Here is a 23,211-nt window from a genome sequence, read left to right on the forward strand (position 1 = left end):
ATCATGTTCAACGCCTTCGAGCGCGCCGTCGCCTTCCGCTATCTGCGCGCCCGGAAGGGCGAGCGCTTCGTCTCCGTCATCGCCATCTTCTCGCTGGTCGGCATCGCCCTCGGCGTCGCAACGCTGATCATCGTGATGAGCGTGATGAACGGCTTCCGGCAGGAATTGCTGGGCCGTATCCTCGGCCTCAACGGCCATATGGGCGTCTTTGCCGCCGATGGCGGACCGGTCCGCAACTATGATCCGGTGGCGGAGGCGATCCGCCGCGTGCCAGGCGTGACGGCCGCGACCCCGATCGTCGAGGGCCAGGTGTTGCTGACCAGCGAACAGGGCGGCGCCTCGGGCGGCCTCGCCCGCGGCATCAAGGCAGAGGATCTGCGGTCCAAGGCGATCATCGCCAACAATATCCGCCGCGGGTCCCTCGCGGAATTCGACGGCGAGGACAGCATCGTCATCGGCACCGGCCTTGCCAGCAAGATGCGGGTCGGGGTCGGGGACCGCATCACCCTGGTCTCGCCGCAGGGGCGCACCACCGTGCTCGGCACCCTGCCGCGCGTCCGGGCCTATCGGGTGGTGGCGCTGTTCAATGTCGGCATGAACGAATACGACAGCAGCTTCGTCTACCTGCCCATGGCCGCCGCGCAGCTGTTCTTCCAGACCGGCGATGCGGCGACGCAGGTCGAGGTCTTCGTCAACGACCCGACGCGGGTGCGGGGCGTGAATCTCGAGATCCGCCGCGCCCTCGGCCAGCAGCAGCCGGTCCGCATCGTCGATTGGCAGGATGCCAATAGCAGCTTCTTCAATGCGGTGCAGGTCGAGCGGAATGTGATGTTCCTGATCCTGACCCTCATCATCATCGTCGCCGCCTTCAACATCGTCAGCTCGCTGATCATGCTGGTGAAGGACAAGGGGCGCGACATCGCCATCCTGCGGACGATGGGTGCGACGAGCGGCGCGATCATGCGCATCTTCCTGCTCTGCGGCGCCTCAGTCGGCGTCATGGGCACGCTGATCGGCTTCGCCCTCGGCCTCGTCTTCTGCCTCAACATCGAGAGCATCCGCGAGGCGCTGCAAGCGCTGACCGGGACGGAGCTGTTCAGCCCGGAGGTCTATTTCCTGTCTCAGCTCCCGGCCGTGGTCGATCCGCATGAGGTGGTGCAGACGGTGCTGATGGGGCTCGGCCTGTCGCTGCTCGCGACGCTCTATCCGAGTTGGCGCGCGGCACGGCTCGACCCGGTGGAGGCGCTGCGCAATGAGTGAGGCGCCGCTGCGGCTGGAGGGCGTGGCCCGCCGCTTCCGCACCGAGGCCGGGGAGCTGACGGTGCTGACCGGCGCCGAGCTGCGGTTGGAGGCCGGGGAGATCGTGGCGCTGGTCGCACCCTCCGGCACCGGGAAATCGACCCTGCTGCATCTGGCGGGGCTGCTGGAGCGGCCGGATGCGGGCGAGGTCTTCGTCGCCGGCCGCGCCGCCGGCACGCTGTCGGACGATGCGCGCACCGCCATCCGCCGCACCGCCATCGGCTTCGTCTACCAGTTCCACCACCTGCTGCCGGAATTCACGGCGGAGGAGAATGTGGTGCTGCCGCAGATGGCCAATGGCATCGCCCGCACCGCGGCGCGGGAGCGGGCGCGGCAGCTCCTCGGCAGCTTCGGCCTTTCTGGCCGGGAGCATCACCGGCCGGGCCGGCTCTCGGGCGGCGAGCAGCAGCGCGTCGCCATCGCAAGGGCGCTGGCCAATGGGCCGCGCATCCTGCTGGCCGATGAGCCGACCGGGAACCTCGATGTCGGCACCTCGGACCTGGTCTTCGAGGAGCTGCTGGCATCGGTGCGCGGCCAGGGCGTGGCGGCGCTGATCGCCACCCACAACCCGGCCCTCGCGGCGCGGATGGACCGGGTGGTGACGCTGCGGGATGGGCGGGTGGTGCCCGGCTAAAGGCCTATTCGGCCGCGACCAGCCGCGCCGGGGCAGGCGACCGCCCGAGCAGCATCGGCAGCAGCCGGCCGAGGAAGAGCAACGTGCCGGCGAAGAAGACGAGTGCGGCGCCGATCGCCAGGCCCGGCGTCTCATGCTCGATCGAGAGGTAGATTCCGAAGGGGAAGGCCACTGCCGCCCCGGCCGAGAGCGCGAATTGCAGCGGCGCCAGGATGCGGGATTCGGAGAGCTGCGGCCAGGCGCGGTAGCTCAGCCCCATCAGCGCTAGCGTGGTCCAGCCGACCAGATTGAGATGGGCATGCACCGGCGCCAGGTGGAAATCATGCGCGATGCCCATGGCGATGCCGAGTGCGGTGCCCGTCACCAGGCAGAGCGCGGCCGAGGCCAGGAACAGGACAGGCATACGGGACATCGCGATTCCTCCGGTCGTGATCGGGGGCGCAATCTGCCGCAGATGCGCGATGGTTGCATCGCATCGTATACGCAAAATTGTCTCATTTGTCGCGCCGCCACAGGGCGCCGCAGAGCATGCCGGCAATCACCAGCACCATGCCGGCCACCTGCATCGGCGTGACCTGCTCGCCGAGCAGCAGCCAGGCCCAGAGCACGCCGAGCGCCGGCACCAGGGGCGGCAGCAGCGCCGCTCGCGCCGGGCCCATCGCCACCACGGCGCGGCTATAGAGCACCACCGCGATGCCGCCGGCGATGAGGCCCTGATATATGCCCTGGCGCAGCGCCTCTGCTGGATGCGCCATCAGCCCGCCGGGGCCGAGGATCAGCAGGTGGATGGGCACCCAGGCGAGCGAGAAGGCGCCGATCACCGCCGCCGCCCGCAGCCCGCTGACGCCCCAGCGCCGCATCAGCACGCCGTAGAGCGCCCAGTTGAAGCCGCTGGCCACCACCATCAGGTCGCCGATCCAGGCCTGCCCGCCGCCCTCGCCGAAGCCCGCCCCGCCGATCAGCAGCAGGCCGAGGGCGATCACCGGCAGGCCGATCCGCACGCCCGTCTCCGGCGGGGTCCGCAGCAGCCACCAGGCCAGCAGCGGGGCGAAGATCATCGTCCCGCCGGGATTGAGGATGGAGGCATGCACGGCCGGGGCGAAACGCAGCGCCGCCGCGGTCAGCAGGAAATAGGGCGCCCCGGCCAGCGCGGCGAGCACCGCCGCCCGCCCCCAGGACAGCCCCCCGAGTCCCAGTCGCGCCAGCAGGGCGAGGAAGAGCGGCCCCGCCACGCCATAGCGGATGAGGACCAGATCCGGCACCGAAAGCCCCGCCGCCAGCGCATGGCCGGAGGCGGCGAAATTGGCGCTGAACATGACCATGGCGAGGATGCCGGCGAGGACCACGGCACGGCTGGGCTGTTCCGGCATCGTGCCCAGCATGCCGGGGAGGGGCGCGGCATGCTAGTCTGCCCCGCATGATCGCCGACTCGACTCCTGGCTTCGTCCACCTCCATGTCCATTCGAGCTATTCGCTCTCAGAAGGCGCCATCAAGGCGGAGAAGCTGGCCAGCCTCGCCAAGGAGGCCGGGATGCCGGCCGTGGCGCTGACCGATTCGGCCAACCTCTTCGGCGCGCTGGAGTTTGCCCAGGGCTGCCAGGGCAAGGGCATCCAGCCCATCATGGGCTGCCAGCTCTGGCTGTCCCGCACCGCCTCCGACCCGCGGCCCGAGGCGGAGCGCCTTCCGCCGGACCCGATCGTCGCGCTGGCGATGAACCCGCGCGGCTATGACAACCTCCAGCGCCTCTCCTCGCGCTCCTTCCTCGGCTCGGACGCCTCGGGCAGGCCCTGCCTTTCCTATGCGACGCTGGAGGAGCATGCCGAGGGCATCTTCCTGCTGACCGGCGGCACGCTCGGCCCGGTCAGCCGCCTGCTCGCCGAGGGGCGGCGGGAGATGGCGGAGGCGCTGCTGCGACGCCTGGCCGCCACCTTCCCGGACCGGCTGGCGGTGGAACTGCACCGCCATGGCCTGGAGGTCGAGAAGGCGATCGAGCCCGCCCTACTGGCGCTGGCCGACGAGCTGGCGCTGCCCATCGTCGCCGCCAACGACGTCTATTTCGCCGTGCCCGCGATGCATGAGGCGCATGACGCACTGCTCTGCATCGCCGAAAGCCGGGTCCTGGCCGAGAAGGACCGCCGCCGCGTCACGCCCGAGCACTGGTTCAAGCCGCCGGCCGCCATGCGTGCGCTCTTCGCCGACCTGCCGGATGCCTGCGACAACACCCTCGCCATCGCCCGCCGCTGCGCGGTGATGGCGGAGACGAAGAAGCCCGAGCTGCCGATCTGCCCCAAGGTGCAGCCCGGCATGACCGAGGCGGAGACGGTGCGCGACATGGCCCGCCGCGGCCTCGCCGCCCGGCTCGACGCGGCCGGCATCGAGGCCGACAAGCGCGAGGTCTATGACACGCGCCTGGAATACGAGCTCGGCGTCATCGAGAGCATGGGCTTCGCCGGCTACTTCCTGATCGTCGCTGACTTCATCCAATGGGCGAAGGCGCAGACCCCACCCATCCCGGTCGGGCCCGGCCGCGGCTCGGGCGCCGGCTCCGTCGCTGCCTGGGCGCTGCAGATCACCGATCTCGACCCCTTGCGCTTCGGCCTGCTCTTCGAGCGCTTCCTCAACCCCGAGCGCGTCTCGATGCCGGATTTCGACATCGATTTCTGCCAGGACCGGCGCGACGAGGTCATCGCCTATGTCCGCCGGGAATATGGCGAGGACCGCGTCGCGCAGATCATCACCTTCGGCAAGCTGCAGGCGAAGGCGGCCGTGCGCGACGTCGGCCGCGTCCTCGGCATGCCCTATGGGCAGGTGGACCGCATCGCCTCCCTCATTCCCTTCAACCCGGCCAAGCCGGTGACGCTCGCCCAGGCGATCGAGGGTGAGCCGCGCCTGCAGCAGATGCGCGATTCGGATGAGCAAGTGGCGCGCCTGCTCGAGATCGCCAACCAGCTCGAAGGCCTCTACCGGAACGCCTCGACCCATGCGGCCGGCGTCGTCATCGGCCGTAAGCCGCTGATCGACATCGTCCCGCTCTACCGCGACCCGCGCAGCGACATGCTCATCACCCAGTATTCGATGAAGTATGTCGAGCAGGCGAGCCTGGTGAAATTCGACTTCCTCGGCCTGAAGACACTGACGGTGATCGAGCAGGCGCTGGAGATCCTGAAGGGCCAGGGGGTGGAGATCGATATCGCCGCCATCCCGCTGGATGATGCCAAGACCTACGAGATGCTGCGGAAGGGCGACGCCGCCGGGGTGTTCCAGTTCGAAGGCCAGGGCATGCGGGACTGCCTGCGGCAGATGAAGGTCGACCGGTTCGAGGATCTGGTCGCCGCCGTCTCGCTCTATCGCCCCGGCCCGATGGCGAACATCCCCGCCTATTGCCAGCGCAAGCATGGCGAGCCCTGGGAGAGCCCTCATCCGAAGATCCACCCCATCCTGGCGGAGACCTTCGGCATCATGGTCTACCAGGAACAGGTGATGCAGATCAGCCAGGAGCTGGCGGGCTATTCGCTCGGCGGCGCCGACCTGCTGCGCCGCGCCATGGGCAAGAAGATCGCCAAGGAGATGGAGCAGCAGCGCGCCATCTTCACCGAGGGCGCGGTGAAGAATGGCATCGAGCCGGCCAAGGCGACCGAGATCTTCGACATGATGGCGAAGTTCGCGGAATACGGCTTCAACAAGTCGCACGCCGCCGCCTACGCCCTGGTCAGCTACCAGACCGCCTGGCTGAAGGCGAACCACACCGTCGCCTTCCTCGCTGCCTCGATGACGCTCGACCTCGACAAGACGGACAAGCTGGCCGGGCATATGCAGGAATGCTCGCGCCTCGGCATCCCCGTGCTGCCGCCCGATATCAATCGCTCCGGCGCTTTCTTCCTCGTCGAGCCGCAGGAGGATGGCAAGCAGGCCATCCGCTTCGCCCTGGCCGCGGTGAAGCGGGTCGGCGCGGCGGCGATGCAGGCGCTGGTCGCGGCGCGCGATGCCGCCAAGCCCTTCGCCTCGGTCGCCGACTTCGCCCATCGCGTCGATCCGAAGCTGCTCAATAAGATGCAAATTGAGAACCTGGCCAAGGCCGGGGCCTTCGATGCGCTGGAAGGGAATCGCGCCAAGCTGGTCTCCGGCGCCGAGGTGGTGCTGCGCGCGGCCCAGGAATCGGCCGAGCGGCGCGCAGACCCGACTGCCGACATGTTCGGCAGCACCGGCGGCCCGGTGCCGCTGCGGCTGAAGCAGATCCCCGATTGGCCGCAGCTCGAGAAGCTGGCCTATGAGGCGGAAGCGGTGGGCTTCCACCTCTCGGCCCATCCGCTGGATACCTACAAGGATGTTCTGCGGCGCCTGGGCGTCACGCCCTTCCTCGCCATCGCCGACCGCGCCAAGGGCGGCTCGGCCAAGCTGTCGCTCGCCGGCACCGTTGTCGCCACCAAGGAGCGGCCGACCCGCACCGGCAGCCGCATGTGCTGGCTGACCCTCTCCGACCAGACCGGCAGCTTCGAGGTGACGCTGTTCAGCGAGGTGCTGAACCGTGTCCGCGACCTGCTGACCGAGGGCAATGCCCTGCTGGTCAAGGCCGAGGCGCGCCTGGAGAACGACAATCTCCGCCTGACCGCGAGCGAGGTCGAGAGCCTGGAGAAGGCCAGCCAGGGCGTCGGCCAGGGCATCCGCCTCTGGCTGGAGGGCCCGGCCGCGGTGGATCCGATCCGCATGCTGCTGGAGCGAGAGGGTCGGGGTCGCGGCCGGGTCGTCGTGGTCGCCCAGACCGGCGAGGGCCAGCAGGTGGAACTGGCCCTGCCCGGCAAATACAACGTCTCGCCCCGGCTGATGCAGGCGATGAAGGTGCTGCCCGGCGTGGCGGATGTGGAGGCTGTCTAGCCCTTCGCCCCCGCCCGTTCCTTCGCCAGCAGGACCCGCTTCCGCGGCACGCCCCAGCGATAGCCGGTGAGGTCTCCATCCGCTCCGACCACCCGGTGGCAGGGCACCGCCAGCGAGACATGGTTCTGCGCGCAGGCCCGGGCCACCGCCCGCACCGCCCTGGGCGCGCCGATGGCGACGGCCATCTGCCCATAGGTCCGCGTCTCGCCGAAGGGGATGGCCTGCAAGGCTTCCCAGACCCGCCGCTGGAAGGCGGTGCCGCGCAGGTCGAGCGGCAGGGCGAGGGCGGCCTTGGGTTCCTCGAGGAACGCCACCACCTGCCGCACCGTCTCGGCCAGGGCCTCGGGCGCCGGCTCGATCCGGGCCTTCGGGAAACGCTGGCGGACATCGCCTTCCAGCGCATCGAAATCCTCGGCGAAGCCGATGAAGCAGACGCCGCTCTCGGTGGCGCCGACCATCAGGGGACCGAGCGCGCTGGTTGCCGTCGCGATGCGGATCGTCTCCCCTTCACCGCCGCGGCGCGCGGCGCCCGGGGTCATGCCCAGCACGCGGCCCGGGGCCTCATAGACCCGGCTCTCGCTGCCATAGCCGGCGCCGGCCACGGCCTCCGCCACCCGGTCGCCGGCCGCCAGCGAGGCTTGCAGCCGCCTGGCCCGGACCGAGGCCGCGTAGGAATGCGGCGTCACCCCGGTGATCTCCTTGAACAGCCGCAGGAAATGATGCCGCGCATAGCCGGCCCGGTCGGCGAGCGTCGCCAGAGAGGGCGTCGCCTCGCTCGCCTCGATCAGGTCGCAGGCCGCGCGGATCGCGGCGGCATGGATGGCGGCGCGCTCGCCCTTCGGGTCGCAGCGCTTGCAGGCGCGGAACCCCTCCGCCTCGGCCGAGGGCGCATCCGCATAGAAGCGCACATTCCGCCGCAGCGGCGGGCGGGAGGGGCAGCCGGGCCGGCAATAGACCCCTTGGGTCGTGACGGCATAGAGGAAGGCGCCGCAATCGGGCGCCGGGTCGCGGGACAGCAGGGCTTCCCAGCGGAGGGCATCCTGGTCGAGCATTGGTCGGGCCTCCTCGGTCGATGGGATGCGATGATGGCGATGCGGCAGGGTGGCGGCCATCCGGGCATTGCCCCGGCACGTGGGGAGGCGCGGCGATGACCGAGGCGATCAGCGGCTGGCACGCCCATATCTACTACGATCCGGCCACGACCCGCAGCACTGCCGCGGCATTGCGGGAGGCGATCGGCGCCCGTTTCCCGGCCGCGGTGCTCGGGCGCTGGCACGATGTCCCGGTCGGGCCGCATCCGGGTGCCATGTATCAGGTGGCCTTCGCGCCCGATCTGCTGGCCAGGATGGTCGGCTTCCTGGCGCTGCACCGCGCCGGGCTGACCGTGCTGCTGCATCCCGAGACCGGCCGGGCACGCGCCAATCACCGCGACCATGCGCTCTGGATGGGCGGGGTGCTGCCGCTCAGGCTGGAGGTGCTGCCGGAGGGGTGAGCAGCGCCTGGACCAGCGCCTCCAGGGGCTGGTCGGAGTCCAGCCGCAGCACGGGGCAGGGGAGGTCAGCCAGCCAGCTCTCCTGCTGCACCCGGCTGCGCTGACCGAGCCCGGCCGTGTCATAGGCCGTGGCCCAGGCCATGAAACTTGCATGGACCGCGGCGAGGTCGCCGCCCGGCTCGATCCGCGCGCCGTGCCGCGCCGCCTCCCGCCGCTTCAGCCGCTCCATGCGCCGCGCCGGATCGAGGCTGAGGAAGACGACCAGCGAGAATTCCGGGATCAGCGCATCGCCCCAGCCGGTGACGGCGCCGGAGAGGACCCAGTCCTCGCTCGCCGCCAATGCCCGGCGCAGCCGCTCCAGCCGCTCCGGCATCGGCCGGATTGCGGTGAAGGGCGGGTCGGTGGGCAGCCAGAAAGTGGTATCCGCATCATGGAAGGGGCAGCCCAGCCGCCGCGCCACCGCCATGCCCAGCGTGGTCGTGCCGCTGCCCGAGGCACCAAGGATATGCAGCCGCACCATCGGCTGCGATCACGCCCGCGCCGACACCAGCCAGATCGCCGCCGGCATCACCACCCCGTCCGGCCCCTCGGCCGCCCGATAGAAGTCGAGCAGCCGCGCCCGCACCGCCTCCCGCAGGTCCTCCGGGGCGTCCTGCAAGGCCCGGCTGACCTGGCCGAGCGTCATGGCGAAGCCCGCCGCCTCCTCGGCATCGGCGCCGAGCCGCATCGGCACATCCTCCGACGCGAGCGCCATCTCGGCGAAGCCGGCGCCGCGCAGGATGCGCTCCACCCGCGCCGGATCGGCGAAGGCGAATTGCCCTGGATCCTCTGGCCCGGGCGGCGGCGGGGGCGAGATCAGGTCCCGCACCGCCGCCACCGCGCCGCTGGTCCAGCGATTCTCGGCGCCGGCCCGGAAGGCCGCCAGCGCCACCCGCGCCCCCGGCTTCAGCGCCGACCGCAAATGGGCGAAGGCCGCCACCGGCTCCTCGAAGAACATCACCCCGAAGCGGGAGACCAGCAGGTCGAAGCTGCCGGGCGGGAAGGGATGCGTCGCCGCATCGGCCAGCAGCACCTCGGCCTGCCGCAGCCCTGCGGCGGCGATGCGGCGCTGCGCCACCGCGACGGATTCCGCGGCGATGTCGATGCCGACCACCCGCCCGCCAGACCCGACCCGCTCGGCCAGCGCCAGCACCGAGGTGCCGCTGCCGCAGCCAATATCGAGCACGCTCTCCCCCGGCCGCGGTGCCGCCCGCGCCAGCAGCAGGTCGAGGATGGGGGCGAAGCGGGCATCGATCCGGTCATGCTGCCGCGCCCAGGCCCGGGTCAGCGGCCCGTTCCAGAATTCCGCCTGCGGCGCGTTCAGGCCTCTCGCTGGCATCGCCTTCCCTCCTACCGGTAGAGCGCTGCGATCTCCGCCTCGTGCCGTTCCAGCACCGCGCGGCGCTTCACCTTCATGGTCGGGGTCAGGAGGCCGTTCTCCACCGAAAAGGCAGCCGGCGCCACGCTCCAGCGGCGGATGCGCTCGATCGTGGAGAGCCTGGCATTCACCCGGGCGATGGCCTGGGCGATGCCCGCTTCCTGCCCCTCCGTGGCGACGACCAGCGCCACCACCCCCGCCTGGCCCTCGCCGGCGACGACGGCCTGGGCGATCTCGGGCTCCGCCATCAGCAGGGATTCCAGCTTGGCGGGGCTGACCATGTCGCCGCCGAGCGTCTTGATGAAATCCCGCTTGCGGTCGGTGATGGTGATCCGCCCGGCCTCGATCCGGGCCATGTCGCCGGTATGCAGCCAGGGGGCGACGCCGGGCGGGTCGCCCGCGGCGGGGTGGATGGCGGCGGCGGTCGCCTCTGGGTTCCCCCAATAGCCGTCCATCACCAGCGGGCCGCGCACCAGCAACTCGCCATCCTCGGCCAGCCGCGCCTCCACCCCCGAAAGCGGATAGCCGACGGTCTGGCGGACATTGTCCCAGGGCGGGTTCACCGCGATGACCGGCCCGGCCTCGGTCTGGCCATAGCCCTGGATCAGCGGCAGGCCGAGGCCGATGAAGAAGCCGGAGAGATCCGGGTCCAGTCGCGCTCCGCCGCAGACCATGGCCTGGAGGTTGCCGCCGAAGCGCGCCCGGACCTTCTGCCGCACCAGCCGGTCCAGCACCGCATCCTGCACCCGTTCCAGCAGCGAGAGCGGCGGCCCATCCGCCCGCCTCAGCCCGAGATCGAGCGCCGTGCGGAACAGCCGCTGCCGGAAGGGCGTCTCCTTCTCCAGCTGCGCCAGCATCCGGCCGCGCAGCACCTCGAACAGGCGGGGGACGGCGGTGATGATGCTCGGGCGGAATTCCTGGAATTCGGCCGAGAGCCGGTCGGCGCCCCGCGAATAGACCACCTCCACCCCGAGCGAGGGCAGCAGGAAGACCCCGACCGTGTGCTCATAGCTGTGCGAGAGCGGCAGGAAGGAGAGATAGGTCGTGCCGTCGAGGTGCAGCCGCTCCGCCAGCGCCGCGACGCCGTCGCGGTTCGCCAGCATGGCCCGGTGCGGCAGCATCACCCCACGCGGCGTGCCGCCGGTGCCGGAGGTGTAGATCAGGCAGGCCAGCCGGCCGGGCGGGATCTGCTCCACCTCGGCCATCAGCATGGGCAGGTCGCCCGGCTCGGCCAGCAATTCCGGCCAATGGGCGGTGCGGGCGGCGGCCTCGGGCGGGGGAGGGGCGTCGAGGCCGATCAGCAGCTCCAGCCGCTCCGGCGCCGCCCCCGCGACCCGCGCCAGCAGCGCGGCGGAGGAGGCGATGGCGATCCGCGCCCCGGAATCGCGCAGGATATGGGCGTGGTCGGCATCGGTATTGGTGGTGTAGGTCGGGACCGTCACGGCCCCGATCGCCATCAGCGCGGCATCGGCGATGTTGAATTCCGGCCGGCTTTCGCTGACCAGCACCACCCGGTCCCCGGGGCTCACCCCGGCGCGGCGCAGCCAGGCGGCGGCGCTGGCGACCGAAAGGGCGAATTCGCCCCAGCTCAGCCGCTGCCAGCGCTTCCCGCGCCAGAACCGGACCATCGGCCGGTCCGGCCGCTGCCGGGCGATGTCGAGCAGCATCCAGGGCAGGCTGCCCCAGGGGGTGCTGCCCTTGCTGCCCTGGAATGCGCCATCCTGGCCCGTCCCGATATCCGGCATCCTGCGCGTTTCCCCGTGACCTTTGCTCTGACGGCTTGGCCCTGCCCCCATGCGCCATATATGCAAAGCCGTGACCCGAGCCGAGCCCCAATCGACCCTGCCCCTGGCCGCCGCGGATTGCGCCGCCGCCGGGCAATCCCCCCTAGCCCATCGCGGGCCTGTCCTTTCACCCCTCGATGCCGGTGGTGAGGCGGGTGTTCCGCTGCCGGTCTGGGACCTCTCCGACCTTTATGCCTCGCCCGAGGATCCGAAGCTCACCGCCGATCTCGATGGGGCGGATGCGGCCGGGAAGGCCTTTGCCGCCCGCTTCTCCAGCCGGCTCGGCGGGCTTTCGGGCGATGCCCTGGCCGAGGCGATCGGCGAATATGAGCGGATCGAGGAGGTGCTGGGCCGGGCGATGAGCTATGGCCAGCTCATCTTCGCCGGCGACGCCACCGACCCGGCCAATGGCCGCTTCTACCAGACCCTGCAGGAGCGGGTGACGGCGATCAGCAGCCATCTGCTGTTCTTCACGCTCGAGCTGAACCGGCTGGAGGATGCCGAGATCGAGCGGAAGCTCGCCGGGAGCCCGGCGCTGACCCGCTGGCGGCCCTGGCTGCGCGACCTCCGCGTCTTCCGCCCGCACCAGCTCTCGGACGAGCTGGAGAAGCTGCTGCATGAGAAGGAGGTCACCGGGCGGTCCGCCTGGAACCGCCTCTTCGATGAGACCATCGCCGGCATGAAGGTGCAGGTGGGCGCCGAGGAGCTGACCGTCTCCGCCGCGCTCAATCGCCTCTCCGACCGCGACCGGTCGGTGCGGGCGGCGGCGGCGGAGGGCGTCTCGGCCGCCTTCGGGGGCCGCGTCCGGCTGTTTTCGCTGATCACCAATACGCTGGCGAAGGACAAGGAAATCATCGATAGCTGGCGCCGCTATCCGCGCCCCGGCTCCTCCCGCAACCGGGCCAATATGGTCGAGGACGAGGTGGTGGATGCGCTGGTGACGGCGGTCAAGGACAGCTTCCCGCGCCTCTCCCATCGCTACTACGCCATGAAGGCGAAGTGGCTCGGCCTGCCGAAGCTCCAGCACTGGGACCGCAATGCCCCGTTGCCGGAGGAGCAGGACCGCAGCATTCCCTGGCCGGATGCGGTGCGGACCGTGCTCGACAGCTACCGCGCCTTCAGCCCGGAGCTGGCCGAGATCGGCGGCCGCTTCTTCGAGCGGGCCTGGATCGATGCCGCGCTCCGCCCCGGGAAGGCCAGCGGCGCCTTCGCCCATCCGACCGTGCCGAGCGCGCATCCCTATCTGCTGCTCAACTACCACGGCAAGTCGCGCGACGTGATGACGCTGGCGCATGAGTTGGGCCATGGCGTGCATCAGGTGCTGGCCGGCGACCAGGGCTACCTGCTCTCCGGCACGCCGCTGACCCTGGCCGAGACCGCCTCGGTCTTCGGCGAGATGCTGACCTTCCGCGGGCTGCTGGATGCCGAGACCGACCCGAAGCGTCGCCGCCTGATGCTGGCCGGCAAGGTCGAGGACATGCTGAACACGGTGGTGCGGCAGATCGCCTTCTACCGGTTCGAGACGCTGCTGCATGACGAGCGGCGCCGCGGCGAGCTCTCGGCCGAGCGCATCGCCGAGCTCTGGATGCAGGTGCAGCGGGAGAGCCTCGGCCCCGCCTTCGACTTCACCGAGGATTACGGCGTCTATTGGGCCTATATCCCGCACTTCATCCATTCGCCCTTCTACGTCTATGCCTATGCCTTCGGCGATTGCCTGGTGAACGCGCTCTATGGCGTCTACCGCGACGGGGCGGTGCCGGATTTCCAGCGGAAATACCTCGACCTGCTGCGCGCCGGCGGCACGCTGCGGCACAAGGAATTGCTGGCCCCCTTCGGCCTCGATGCTTCGGACCCCGCCTTCTGGCAGCGCGGCCTCGACGTGATTGCCGGCTTCATTGATGAGCTTGAGCGCGATGTCTGAGCGAAGCCCCGAGAGCAGCATCTTCGGCGAAATCCGCCGCATGGCCCGGACCTCCGGCGCCGTCGGCGGCATCGCGGCCCGGGTCGCGGGCGAGCGCTTCTTCGGCGTGAAGACCGACAAGTCGGCCCATGCCGAGGACCTCAAGGCGATCCTCGGCGGGTTGAAGGGCCCGCTGATGAAGGTGGCGCAATTTCTCTCGACAGTGCCGGATGCACTGCCGGAGGAATACGCGCAGGAACTCGCCACCCTCCAGTCCAACGCCCCGCCGATGGGCTGGCCCTTCGTTCGCCGCCGCATGGCTTCCGAACTGGGCCCAGCCTGGGAGCGGCGCTTCGCCAGCTTCGGCCGCGAGGCCGCCGCTGCCGCCAGCCTCGGCCAGGTCCATCGCGCCACCCTGCCGGATGGGCAGGAAGTCGCCTGCAAGCTGCAATACCCGGACATGCCGAGTGTGGTGGAGGCCGATCTCCGCCAGCTCAAGCTCGCCGTCAGCCTCTATCGCCGGATGGACAGCGCCCTCGACAATGGCGAGGTCTATCAGGAGATGTGCGACCGGCTGCGCGAGGAGCTGGATTACCTCCGCGAAGCTTCGCAGATGCGCCTCTACGGCATCATGATGCGGGATACGCCCGACGTCTCCATCCCGACCCCGGTCGAGGGCCTCTGCACCAAGCGGCTGCTGACGATGAGCTGGCTCGACGGCCGCGCCATCATCAAGCGGTTGGAGGAGGACCCGCCGCTCGAGGAGCGCAATGCCTATGCCAAGGCGCTGTTCCGTGCCTGGTACAAGCCCTTCTACCAATACGGCGTCATCCACGGGGACCCGCATCTGGGCAATTACCAGGTCCGGCCGGACCGCGAGGGCATCAACCTCCTCGATTTCGGCACCATCCGGGTCTTTCCGCCGAGCTTCGTCGGCGGCGTGATCCTACTCTATGAGGCGGTGCGCGACGGCGATGACGAGAAGGCGGCTGAGGCCTATCGGATCTGGGGCTTCCGCAACCTCTCGAAGGAGACGATGGAGGTGCTGAGCCTCTGGGCCAAGTTCCTCTACGAGCCGCTGGTGCAGGATCGCGTCCGGCCGATCCAGGAGGTGGACGACATGTCCTATGGTCGCAAGATGGCGGCCAAGGTGCATGAGGGGCTGAAGCGCACCGGCGGCGTCCGCATCCCGCGCGAATTCCCGCTGATGGACCGGGCGGCGATCGGCCTCGGCAGCGTCTTCCTGCGGCTGCGGGCGCAGATCAACTGGCACCAGATGTTCATGGAGCTGGCGAAGGACTTCTCCGAGGCGGAGCTGACGCAGCGCCAGGCGGCGGGGTTGAAGGAGGCGGGGGTTCCGGCGGCGGCGGGGGCCACGGCCTGACACGCTGGGTGGATGACGGGCCATAGGGCCCGCCTTCCGCCCAGATCCCCGACTGTGGCTCGGACATTCGGTCTTGCCTCCCCTGCGTCCCATGCGCATGTTCCGCGCCCGAAGGGGGAGACCCGCATGCGACTTGCAGTCCTCAAGGAACGCCGCCCGGCCGAAACCCGGGTCGCCGCCACGCCCGAGACGGTGAAGAAATTCATCGCCCTCGGCCTGACCGTTGCGGTGGAGGCCGGGGCCGGCCTCAGCGCCGGCATTCCGGACGCGGAGTATGGCGCCGCCGGTGCCGAGATCGCCCCGAATGCGGCCAGCGCCCTGAACGGCGCCGGCATCGTCCTGAAGGTCCGCGCCCCGCTCGGTGCCGGTGAGGGCGCCGTCGACGAGCTCTCCCTGATCCCGCGCGGCGCCCTGCTGCTCGGCCAGCTCCAGGCCTCGCCTGAAATGGCGGCGGCCTATGCCAAGGCCGGCATCGAGGCCGGGGCGATGGAGCTGCTGCCGCGCATCACCCGGGCGCAGAGCATGGACATCCTCTCCTCCCAGGCCAATCTCGCCGGCTACCGCGCCGTCATCGAGGCCGCCGCCGCCTTCGACCGCGGCTTCCCCATGCTGATGACGGCAGCCGGCACCATCCCGGCCGCCAATGTCTTCGTCATGGGCGCCGGCGTCGCCGGGCTGCAGGCGATCGCCACGGCCCGGCGCCTCGGCGGCCGCGTCTCGGCGACCGATGTGCGGCCGGCGGCGAAGGAGGAGATCAAGTCCCTCGGCGCCAGCTTCGTCGGCTACGAGGACGAGGAGAGCAAGGCGGCCCAGACCGCCGGCGGCTATGCCAAGCAGCTCTCGGCCAATTTCTACGCCAAGCAGGCCGAGGTGGTGGCGACCCATATCGCCAAGCAGGACATCGTCATCACCACCGCCCTGGTGCAGGGCCGCAAGGCGCCGACACTGGTGACGGCGGAGATGGTCCGCAGCATGAAGCCGGGCAGCGTCATCGTCGACATTGCCTCCGATGCCGGCGGCAATGTCGCGCTGACCAAGCCGGGCGAGGCGATCACCACCGAGAATGGCGTGACAATCCTTGGCCATGCCAACTGGCCTGGCCGCATCCCAGCCGCCGCCTCCGCCCTCTATGCCCGGAACCTGCTGACCTTCCTGACCACCTTCTGGGACAAGGAGGCCAAGGCGCCGAAGCTGCCCGAGGGCGATGAGATCGTGAAGGGCGTGCTGCTGACCCGTGGCGGCGCCGTCATCCACCCGAGCCTCGCCCCCGCCCAGGCCGCCTGAGGAGACCAGAGCGATGAATCCCACCGACCTGGCCAACCAGGCCAGCGCCACGGCGCAGCGTGCGCTGGAGCTGGCAACCCAGGCCCGCGCGCTGGCCGAGGCGCATGTCGCCCCGGTCGCCGCCGCGGCCGATCCCTTCCTCTACCTGCTGACGATCTTCCTGCTGGCCTGCTTCGTCGGCTACTACGTGGTCTGGAACGTGACGCCGGCGCTGCACAGCCCGCTGATGGGCGTCACCAACGCCATCTCCTCGGTCATCGTCGTCGGCGCCATCCTGGCGACGGGCCTTGGCGAGAGCCTGGCGGCGCAGGTCTTCGGCTTCCTCGCCGCGATGCTCGCCGCGGTGAACATCTTCGGCGGCTTCATCGTGACGCGCCGGATGCTGGCCATGTTCCAGTCGAAGAAGAAGGGCTGAGCCGATGGCCGCAACGCTTTCGACGCTGGCCTATCTGGTCGCGGCGGTCCTCTTCATCCTCGCCCTTCGTGGCCTTTCCCACCCGACCACCTCCCGTCAGGGCAACCTGTACGGGATGATCGGCATGGGCATCGCGATCGTCGCCACGCTGCTGCGCCCCGGCATGGGCGGGGGCGGGGTTGGGCTGATCATCCTGGCGCTGGCCATCGGCGGCGGGGCAGGGGCCTATATCGCCACCCGCATCCAGATGACGGCGCTGCCGCAGCTCGTCGCCGCCTTCCACTCGCTGGTCGGCCTCTCGGCGGTCTTCGTCGCGGCCGCGGCCTTCTACGCGCCCGAGAGCTTCGGCATCGGCCATTCCGGCAACATCCATGGCGGCAGCTTGGTCGAGATGTCGCTCGGCCTCGCCATCGGCGCCATCACCTTCTCCGGCTCGGTCATCGCCTTCGCCAAGCTCCAGGCGCTGATGTCCGGCGCGCCGATTACATTCAAGGGGCAGCACTGGCTGAACCTTGGCCTCGGCATCCTGCTGCTGGTGCTGATTATCGCCTTCGTCGCCTCGGGCAGCGCGGGGCTGTTCTGGCTGATCGCGATCCTGGCCTTCGCGCTCGGCTTCCTGCTGATCATCCCAATCGGCGGCGCGGACATGCCGGTCGTCGTCTCGATGCTGAACAGCTATTCCGGCTGGGCGGCGGCGGGCATCGGCTTCACCCTCAGCAACCTGCTGCTGATCGTGACCGGCGCGCTGGTCGGCGCCTCGGGCGCCATCCTCTCCTACATCATGTGCAAGGGCATGAACCGCAGCATCATCAACGTGTTGCTGGGCGGCTTCGGCACGGATGCGGGCGGCGCGGCGGCCGGTGGCGGCGGTGACGGCGACCGGGCGCCGGTGAAGGCCGGCAGCCCGGAGGATGCCGCCTACATCATGAAGAACGCCCAGAAGATCATCGTCGTGCCCGGCTATGGCATGGCGGTCGCGCAGGCCCAGCAGGTGCTGCGCGAGATGGGCGACCTGCTGAAGAAGGAAGGCGCCCAGGTGGAATACGCCATCCACCCCGTCGCCGGCCGCATGCCTGGGCATATGAACGTGCTGCTGGCCGAGGCGAACGTCCCCTATGAGGACGTGAAGGAGCTGGAGGAGATCAACCCGGAATTCGCCGAGGCCGATGTGGCCTTCGTCATCGGCGCCAATGACGTGACGAACCCGGCGGCGAAGACCGACAAGTCCAGCCCGATCTACGGCATGCCGATCCTCGATGTGGAGCGGGCGAAGACGGTGTTCTTCATCAAGCGCGGCATGGCGAGCGGCTATGCCGGCGTCGACAACGAGCTCTTCTTCCGCCCCAACACCATGATGCTCTTCGGCGACGCCAAGAAGGTGACGCAGGAGATCGTCCAGGCCCTCCAGAAATAGCGTTAATGGTTCCCCATCAGCGCCGCGCGCAGCTCGGCGCCGGTGGTGAGCCAGCCGAAGAACTGCGCGACGTTGAACTCGGTGGCCGCCTGGGCCGCCGGACCGCCCGCCGCCAGGGTGGCGTCGGTCACCATCACCGGGAAGAATTCCCGGTGATAGGCGTCGCGCAGGGTGCTCTCCACGCAGACATTGGTGGCGACGCCGGCGATCAACACGGTCCGGATGCGCCTGGCGTGCAGGATCTGCTCCAACGCCGTCCCGGCGAAGCCGCTGTAGCGGGATTTCAAAACCAGGATGTCGCCCGGCTCCGGTGTCAGCTCCGGCACGATCTCATGATCCCAAGTGCCATGGGTGATCAGCCTGCCGGCATAGGCTTCATGCGCCCGCATGTATTTCAGCGCGTTCGACTTGTGCCAGACCGGCGCCGAGGGGCCGCCCGCCTCCCGCAGGTCGGATGAGAAGCCGTTCTGCAGATAAATGACCGGGATGCCGGCGGCGCGGCAGGCAGTGGCGAGGCGCGCCGTTTCCTCGATCACCGGCGGCGCGCCGGAGATGTCGAAGCCGACCAGGTCGATATAGCCGCCGGGCGAGCAATAGGCGTTCTGCATATCGACGACGATCAGCGCCGTCTCCTTGGCGACCACGGTGATGGGTTCGGGCCGGGCGGCCAATTCGATGGTCCGGGACATGTCGGGCTCCGCGATGCGTGCCTGGGCCCAGCATGCAGCGTGCCAAATAGCGGGGATCACGTTGCCGTAGATCGAGCAGTCGACATAGGAGCCGCCCTCGTCTTGCGCTAGGTGATGACTGGTTGTTAGGAAGCATCGTTCCGGCGTCATGTGCCAAACCGTACAGGATTCAGCGAAAGCACACACGAAATCTCCAGCCGGGCGGACACCCTGGCCGGCGGTGGTTCTCGCTGCGCTTCTGCTGATCTGGCCTGCCTTCTACAATGGCTTCCCGCTGGTCTTCGCCGATAGCGGCACCTATCTCGGCCAGGCGCTGATGTTCTATGTCGGCTGGGACCGGCCGCCCTTCTACAGCCTCTTCCTGCACCTGTCGCATTGGCGGCTGTCGCTCTGGCTCCCCATCTTCGTTCAGGGATTGCTGACCGCGCATCTGCTGCATCTGGCGCTCCGGGTGCAGGGGATGGGTGGGCCGCTGCCGCTGCTGCTGGCTGCGGTGATGCTGGCAACCGTCACCGGCCTGCCCTTCGTCACCGCGCAGCTTCAGCCGGATATGTTCACCGGCCTCGTCATCCTCTGCGCCTGGCTGCTCGGCTTCCGCCGCGATGCGCTGACGCGGCTGGAGGCGATCTATGTCTTCCTGCTCGCCAGCCTCGGCATCATGGTGCATCAGAGCCATCTGCCGCTGGCGCTCGGCCTGGCGCTGGTCGGAGCGCTGCTGACCGCGCTTGCCTGCGGCCTGAGGGAGGCGCTGCGCCGCTTCACCCGGATGGCGGCACCGGTGCTGTTGGCGGTGCTCGGCCTGCTCTCGGTCCATCTGGTGGTGGAGCGCACCGTCTCGCTCTCGCCGCATGGCGCCGTCTTCTATGCCACGCGGCTGCTCTTCGACGGCACCGCCCTCGACTATCTTGATCGCCATTGCCCGGAGATCGGCTTCCGCATCTGCGACATCCGGGGCGAGCTCGGCGACGATCACAACGAGTTCCTGTGGATGCCGACCAGCCCGCTTTACATCCATCTGGGTGGTCCCAAGGCCTGGACGCCGGAGGCGAAGGCGCTGGTCCGCGGGGTCCTGATCGAGGATCCGTTCGGCGTGTTTCGGAAGGCGGTGGAGAACACGCTGATCCAGCTCGCCCATATCGACAGCAGCGACGGGTTGGGCGCCTGGCGGGGGGCGCCGGGGCCCGAGGCGATGATCGAGCGTTACTTCCCGCGCGACTACCCCGCCTATGTCGCATCGCAGCAGCAGATCGGGATGCTCTTCCCCCTGGTGCGGCGGCTCGGCCCGCTGCATGCCGTCGCCTTCTGCGCCGGGCTGTCCGGCCTGCTCGCCGCCCTGGCCTGGCGCCGGCTGACCCTGCCGGAGCTGGCGCTCGCGGCCATGCTGCTCGCCGGGCTGCTGGGCAATGCCGTCATTACCGGGGCGCTGTCCGGCCCCGCCGATCGCTACCAGGCCCGGCTGATCTGGATCGCCCCCTTCGCCGCCATGGTCCTGCTGGCGCCTCGGCTGCGCACCGCCGCGGCCGAGGCGGCGCTCAGCCCCGGGCGAGGTCTATAGGTGCTTGCCGCCATCCACCAGGATGGCGGTGCCGGTGGTGTAGCGGAGATGGGTGATCGCCCCGAGGATCGACAGCGCCACGTCATCCGCCTCCGTCACCCGCCGCAGGGGCGAGCTGGCGGCCTGCCGCTCCACCGCCGCCCGGCCACGGCCGGGAACGAAATCCGTCGCCACCGCGGCCGGTGAGATCGAGATTACGCGGATCTCCGGCCCCAGCACCCGGGCCAGCGCCAGCCCCATCGTGTCGAGCGCTGCCTTGGAGGCGCCGTAGATGATGCTGCTGCCCGACCCGGCCGAGGCGGCGAGGGAGGAGATGTTGACGATCACCGCATCGCCGCTCCGCTTCAGCAGCGGGGCGAAGGCGCGGATGGTGGCGAAGGGCCCCCGGACATTGGTGACCAGCACCTGGTCGATCAGCGTATCGTCCAGCGCTTCCAGATCGGCATGCGGCACGGCACGGGTAACCCCGGCGGAGTTCACCAGGATGTCGCAGCGGCCGAGCCTGGCCTCTACCTGGGCGGCTGCGGCCCGCAGCGCCTCGGTCTCGGCCATTGGCATGCGGAGGGCGAGATGCCCGCTGCCGGGGAGTTCTGCGGCCAGGGCCTCGGCCCGGTCGGCGCCGCTATTGTAGCCGATAACGACGGCAGCCCCCGCCGCGGCCAAGCGGCGGGCGGTGGCGGCGCCGATGCCGCTGCTGCCGCCGGTGATGACGGCGACCCGTCCCGTCAGCTCATAGGCGCCGAGATTGCCCGGCAGCGCCTCGCTCATCGCTTCCTCCCCCGTTCGATTCATCCAGCTTGGCCCTTGCCGGCGCCTGGCGGAAGCGCCGGGCGTTGACCCGGGGAGGGGCGGCGCGCAGCATCGACCCCGAAGCGGGAGGAGAGCGGCCCATGACCGGGGGCGGCCCCATCGATGTCGATCTGCATCCGGCCCTGCCGGGCTGCCAGGCGCTGCTGCCCTATCTGGAGCCCTTCTGGCGGGAAGTGGTGGCGGCGCGCGGGATCGACGAGCTGGACCTCGCCCTCTATCCGCGCGGCGCCCCGCTGACGGCCCGGGCGGATTGGAGGCCGGAGACCGGCCTGCCCGGCGCGACGCTGGAGGCGGTGCGGCGCGAGGCGCTGGACCCCTTCGGCCTGGATCTGGCCATCTGCAACCCGCTCTTCGGCGCGCCGGCCCTGCACAACCCGGACCTCGCCGCCGCCCTTTGCCGCGCCGCCAATGACTGGATGGTGGCCGAATGGCTGAACCGGGACCCCAGGCTGCGCGCCGGCATTCTGGTCCCGGTCGAGGATCCGGCCCAGGCGGTGGAGGAGATCGAGCGCCGCGCCGCGGACCGGCGCTTCGTCCAGGTGCTGCTGTTTGGCAGTGCGGAGACGCTGTTCGGCCGCCGGGCGAATTGGCCGATCCTCGCCGCCGCCGAGCGGCACGGCCTGCCCATCGCCATCCATGCCGGCAGCGGCAACCGCCATGCCCCGACCGCCAATGGCTGGCCGACCTACCTGATCGAGGACCACGCGACCTTCGCCCAGACCTTCCAGAGCCAGCTCCTCAGCCTGATCGGGGAGGGGGCCTTCACCAAGTTTCCCAGTCTCAAGGTGGTGCTGCTGGAGAGCGGCTTCGGCTGGGTGCCGAATTTCCTCTGGCGCGGGGTGAAGATGTGGCGGGCGATGCGGCAGGAGATCCCCTGGGTAGACCGGTCGCCGGCCGAGATCCTGCGCGAGAGCATCCGCATCTCCATCCAGCCGGCCGATGCGCCGGAGGATCCGGCCGGGATGGAGGCGCTGCTGGAGATGATCGGCTGCGATGATCTGCTGCTCTTTGCCACCGACTACCCGCATGCGCGTTTCGAAGGGCAGGCCGCATTGCCCGCCGCGCTGCCGGCGCGGCTGCATGGGCGGGTGCTGCGGGAGAATGCGCTGGCGACCTATCCGCGCCTTCGGGAGACCCCAAGGGAGGGAATGGCATGAGCGCGACCACGCTGCCGCGGGCGGAGGCCCCGGCTTCGACCAGGCTCCGGGTGATCGATTGCGACATCCACCCTTCGCCGCGCGATGGCGCGGTGCTGGACCGCTGGCTGCCGGAACGCTGGCGCCGGCACCGGCAGGAATACGGCTTCCGGCTGCGCCAGCCCTTCGCCACCGGGCACCCTTATCCCAAGGCGACGCCGGCCCTCTCGCGCTATGATTCCTGGCCGCCCGATGGCGGGCCGCCGGGCAGCGACATCGATTTCATGCGGCGCCAGCATCTGGACCCCTTGGGGATCGAATATGGGATGCTCCAGCCGCTGACCGCGCGCGGCATGGATGAGCGCAATCCCGGCTATGCCGAGGCGCTGAGCACGGCGGTGAACCACTGGATGCGCGAGGACTGGACCGCGCGCGAGCCGCGGCTGAAGGCAACCATCTGCGTCCCTGGCGAGGATGCCGCCGCTTCGGTCCGCGAGATCGAGCGCTGGGCCGGCCAGACGGACTTCGCGCAGATCGCCATGGTCAGCCGGGCGCTGGAGCCGCTCGGCCGCCAGCGCTACTGGCCGATCTACGAAGCCGCCGAGCATCACGGCCTGCCGCTCGGCCTGCACAGCCTCGGCACCAGCGGCCATGCGGTGACCGGCGGCGGCTGGCCGAGCTTCTATTTCGAGGAGCACCAGGCGGTGGCGATGAGCATGGCCGCGCTCTGCGCCAGCTTCATCCTGGAAGGCGTCTTCGATCGCTTCCCCCGCCTGAAGGTCGTCATCATCGAGGGCGGCTTCGGCTGGGTGCCCTCGCTCGGCTGGCGCATGGACGGGCTGTGGCGGAGCCTGAAGTCGGAAGTGCCGCATCTGCACCGCAAGCCGTCCGACTATCTGAAATCCAACATCTGGTTCACCACCCAGCCGGTCGAGGAGCCGGAGCGGCCGGAGCATCTCCGCCAGGTGATCGACTGGATCGGCTGGGACCGGCTGCTCTTTGCCACTGACTACCCGCATTGGGACAGCGATGATCCCCGCTACGCCTTCAAGCTGCCGATGAGCGAGGCGGAGCGGCGGATGATCCTGGCCGAGAATGCCCGGGCGGTGTACGGCCTGTCCTGAC

General features: G+C 69.8%; 20 protein-coding genes. 12 read left to right on the top strand and 8 right to left on the bottom strand.

Annotation, left to right across the window (positions count from 1 at the left end):
- Positions 1–3: 3 nt before the first annotated feature.
- Together JMJ55_RS07695 and JMJ55_RS07700 are read left to right on the top strand one after the other, a co-directional pair.
- Complete coding sequence (locus JMJ55_RS07695) at positions 4–1,260, top strand: lipoprotein-releasing ABC transporter permease subunit (protein WP_202824914.1); 1,257 nt, start codon at positions 4–6, stop codon at positions 1,258–1,260.
- Entirely contained in the window at positions 1,253–1,933 is a 681-nt protein-coding gene (locus JMJ55_RS07700; protein ID WP_202824915.1) for an ABC transporter ATP-binding protein, read from the top strand. Before JMJ55_RS07695 ends, JMJ55_RS07700 begins: the two co-directional genes overlap by 8 nt.
- Before the next feature lie 4 nt (positions 1,934–1,937).
- On the opposite strand, the gene JMJ55_RS07705 is transcribed toward JMJ55_RS07700, so the two are convergent.
- Complete coding sequence (locus JMJ55_RS07705; RefSeq protein ID WP_202824916.1) at positions 1,938–2,345, bottom strand: hypothetical protein; 408 nt, start codon at positions 2,343–2,345, stop codon at positions 1,938–1,940.
- Between the two features lie 82 nt (positions 2,346–2,427).
- Entirely contained in the window at positions 2,428–3,303 is an 876-nt protein-coding gene (locus JMJ55_RS07710) for a DMT family transporter (RefSeq protein ID WP_202824917.1), read from the bottom strand.
- A 47-nt stretch (positions 3,304–3,350) separates the two neighbouring features.
- Between JMJ55_RS07710 and dnaE the strand changes: the two genes are divergently transcribed.
- A complete protein-coding gene (gene dnaE, locus JMJ55_RS07715; protein ID WP_202824918.1) occupies positions 3,351–6,806 on the top strand; it encodes a DNA polymerase III subunit alpha in 3,456 nt (1,151 codons plus the stop codon).
- On the opposite strand, the gene ada is transcribed toward dnaE, so the two are convergent.
- A complete protein-coding gene (gene ada, locus JMJ55_RS07720) occupies positions 6,803–7,858 on the bottom strand; it encodes a bifunctional DNA-binding transcriptional regulator/O6-methylguanine-DNA methyltransferase Ada (protein WP_202824919.1) in 1,056 nt (351 codons plus the stop codon). The two genes, dnaE and ada, sit on opposite strands and share 4 nt — an antisense overlap.
- Before the next feature lie 95 nt (positions 7,859–7,953).
- Between ada and JMJ55_RS07725 the strand changes: the two genes are divergently transcribed.
- Complete coding sequence (locus JMJ55_RS07725; RefSeq protein WP_202824920.1) at positions 7,954–8,298, top strand: DOPA 4,5-dioxygenase family protein; 345 nt, start codon at positions 7,954–7,956, stop codon at positions 8,296–8,298.
- On the opposite strand, the gene JMJ55_RS07730 is transcribed toward JMJ55_RS07725, so the two are convergent.
- Genes JMJ55_RS07730 through JMJ55_RS07740 form a run of 3 tightly spaced genes read right to left on the bottom strand, consistent with a single transcriptional unit; the run spans position 8,270 to position 11,460 of the window.
- Entirely contained in the window at positions 8,270–8,818 is a 549-nt protein-coding gene (locus tag JMJ55_RS07730; protein ID WP_202824921.1) for a P-loop NTPase family protein, read from the bottom strand. The genes JMJ55_RS07725 and JMJ55_RS07730 overlap by 29 nt on opposite strands.
- 9 nt (positions 8,819–8,827) lie before the next feature.
- The gene (locus JMJ55_RS07735) at positions 8,828–9,676 is read right to left on the bottom strand and encodes a class I SAM-dependent methyltransferase (protein ID WP_202824922.1); all 849 of its coding nucleotides are present in this window, start codon (positions 9,674–9,676) and stop codon (positions 8,828–8,830) included.
- Positions 9,677–9,687: 11 nt separating this feature from the next.
- Positions 9,688–11,460: an AMP-dependent synthetase/ligase gene (locus tag JMJ55_RS07740; RefSeq protein ID WP_202824923.1), complete on the bottom strand. Its 1,773-nt coding sequence runs from the start codon at positions 11,458–11,460 to the stop codon at positions 9,688–9,690.
- Positions 11,461–11,530: 70 nt separating this feature from the next.
- Here JMJ55_RS07740 and JMJ55_RS07745 point away from each other — a divergent pair, with 70 nt between their 5' ends.
- From JMJ55_RS07745 to JMJ55_RS07765, 5 genes are all read left to right on the top strand, one after another.
- Positions 11,531–13,420, top strand: a complete 1,890-nt coding sequence (locus tag JMJ55_RS07745) for a M3 family oligoendopeptidase (protein ID WP_407927529.1) — start codon at positions 11,531–11,533, stop codon at positions 13,418–13,420.
- Entirely contained in the window at positions 13,413–14,783 is a 1,371-nt protein-coding gene (locus JMJ55_RS07750) for an ABC1 kinase family protein (protein ID WP_202824925.1), read from the top strand. Before JMJ55_RS07745 ends, JMJ55_RS07750 begins: the two co-directional genes overlap by 8 nt.
- Before the next feature lie 126 nt (positions 14,784–14,909).
- Positions 14,910–16,067 carry a Re/Si-specific NAD(P)(+) transhydrogenase subunit alpha gene (locus tag JMJ55_RS07755; RefSeq protein ID WP_202824926.1) on the top strand — a complete coding sequence of 386 codons (1,158 nt, stop codon included), beginning with the start codon at positions 14,910–14,912 and terminating at the stop codon, positions 16,065–16,067.
- 13 nt (positions 16,068–16,080) lie between these two features.
- Positions 16,081–16,482: an NAD(P) transhydrogenase subunit alpha gene (locus tag JMJ55_RS07760; RefSeq protein ID WP_202824927.1), complete on the top strand. Its 402-nt coding sequence runs from the start codon at positions 16,081–16,083 to the stop codon at positions 16,480–16,482.
- Between the two features lie 4 nt (positions 16,483–16,486).
- A complete protein-coding gene (locus JMJ55_RS07765) occupies positions 16,487–17,896 on the top strand; it encodes an NAD(P)(+) transhydrogenase (Re/Si-specific) subunit beta (protein ID WP_202824928.1) in 1,410 nt (469 codons plus the stop codon).
- Positions 17,897–17,898: 2 nt separating this feature from the next.
- Here the strand turns inward: JMJ55_RS07765 and JMJ55_RS07770 are convergent, their stop codons facing one another.
- Complete coding sequence (locus JMJ55_RS07770; protein WP_202824929.1) at positions 17,899–18,585, bottom strand: isochorismatase family protein; 687 nt, start codon at positions 18,583–18,585, stop codon at positions 17,899–17,901.
- Between the two features lie 220 nt (positions 18,586–18,805).
- On the opposite strand from JMJ55_RS07770, the gene JMJ55_RS07775 reads away from it, so the two are divergent.
- Positions 18,806–20,140 carry a hypothetical protein gene (locus JMJ55_RS07775; RefSeq protein ID WP_202824930.1) on the top strand — a complete coding sequence of 445 codons (1,335 nt, stop codon included), beginning with the start codon at positions 18,806–18,808 and terminating at the stop codon, positions 20,138–20,140.
- Here the strand turns inward: JMJ55_RS07775 and JMJ55_RS07780 are convergent.
- Positions 20,135–20,908 carry an SDR family NAD(P)-dependent oxidoreductase gene (locus JMJ55_RS07780; protein ID WP_202824931.1) on the bottom strand — a complete coding sequence of 258 codons (774 nt, stop codon included), beginning with the start codon at positions 20,906–20,908 and terminating at the stop codon, positions 20,135–20,137. The two genes, JMJ55_RS07775 and JMJ55_RS07780, sit on opposite strands and share 6 nt — an antisense overlap.
- Before the next feature lie 122 nt (positions 20,909–21,030).
- On the opposite strand from JMJ55_RS07780, the gene JMJ55_RS07785 reads away from it, so the two are divergent.
- Both JMJ55_RS07785 and JMJ55_RS07790 read left to right on the top strand, forming a co-directional pair.
- On the top strand, positions 21,031–22,107 hold the full coding sequence (locus JMJ55_RS07785; RefSeq protein WP_202824932.1) for an amidohydrolase family protein: 1,077 nt from the start codon (positions 21,031–21,033) through the stop codon (positions 22,105–22,107).
- Positions 22,104–23,210: an amidohydrolase family protein gene (locus JMJ55_RS07790; protein ID WP_202824933.1), complete on the top strand. Its 1,107-nt coding sequence runs from the start codon at positions 22,104–22,106 to the stop codon at positions 23,208–23,210. Before JMJ55_RS07785 ends, JMJ55_RS07790 begins: the two co-directional genes overlap by 4 nt.
- Position 23,211 lies beyond the last annotated feature (1 nt).

Source organism: Belnapia mucosa, from assembly GCF_016775475.1.
GTDB classification, from domain to species: Bacteria; Pseudomonadota; Alphaproteobacteria; order Acetobacterales; family Acetobacteraceae; genus Belnapia; species Belnapia mucosa.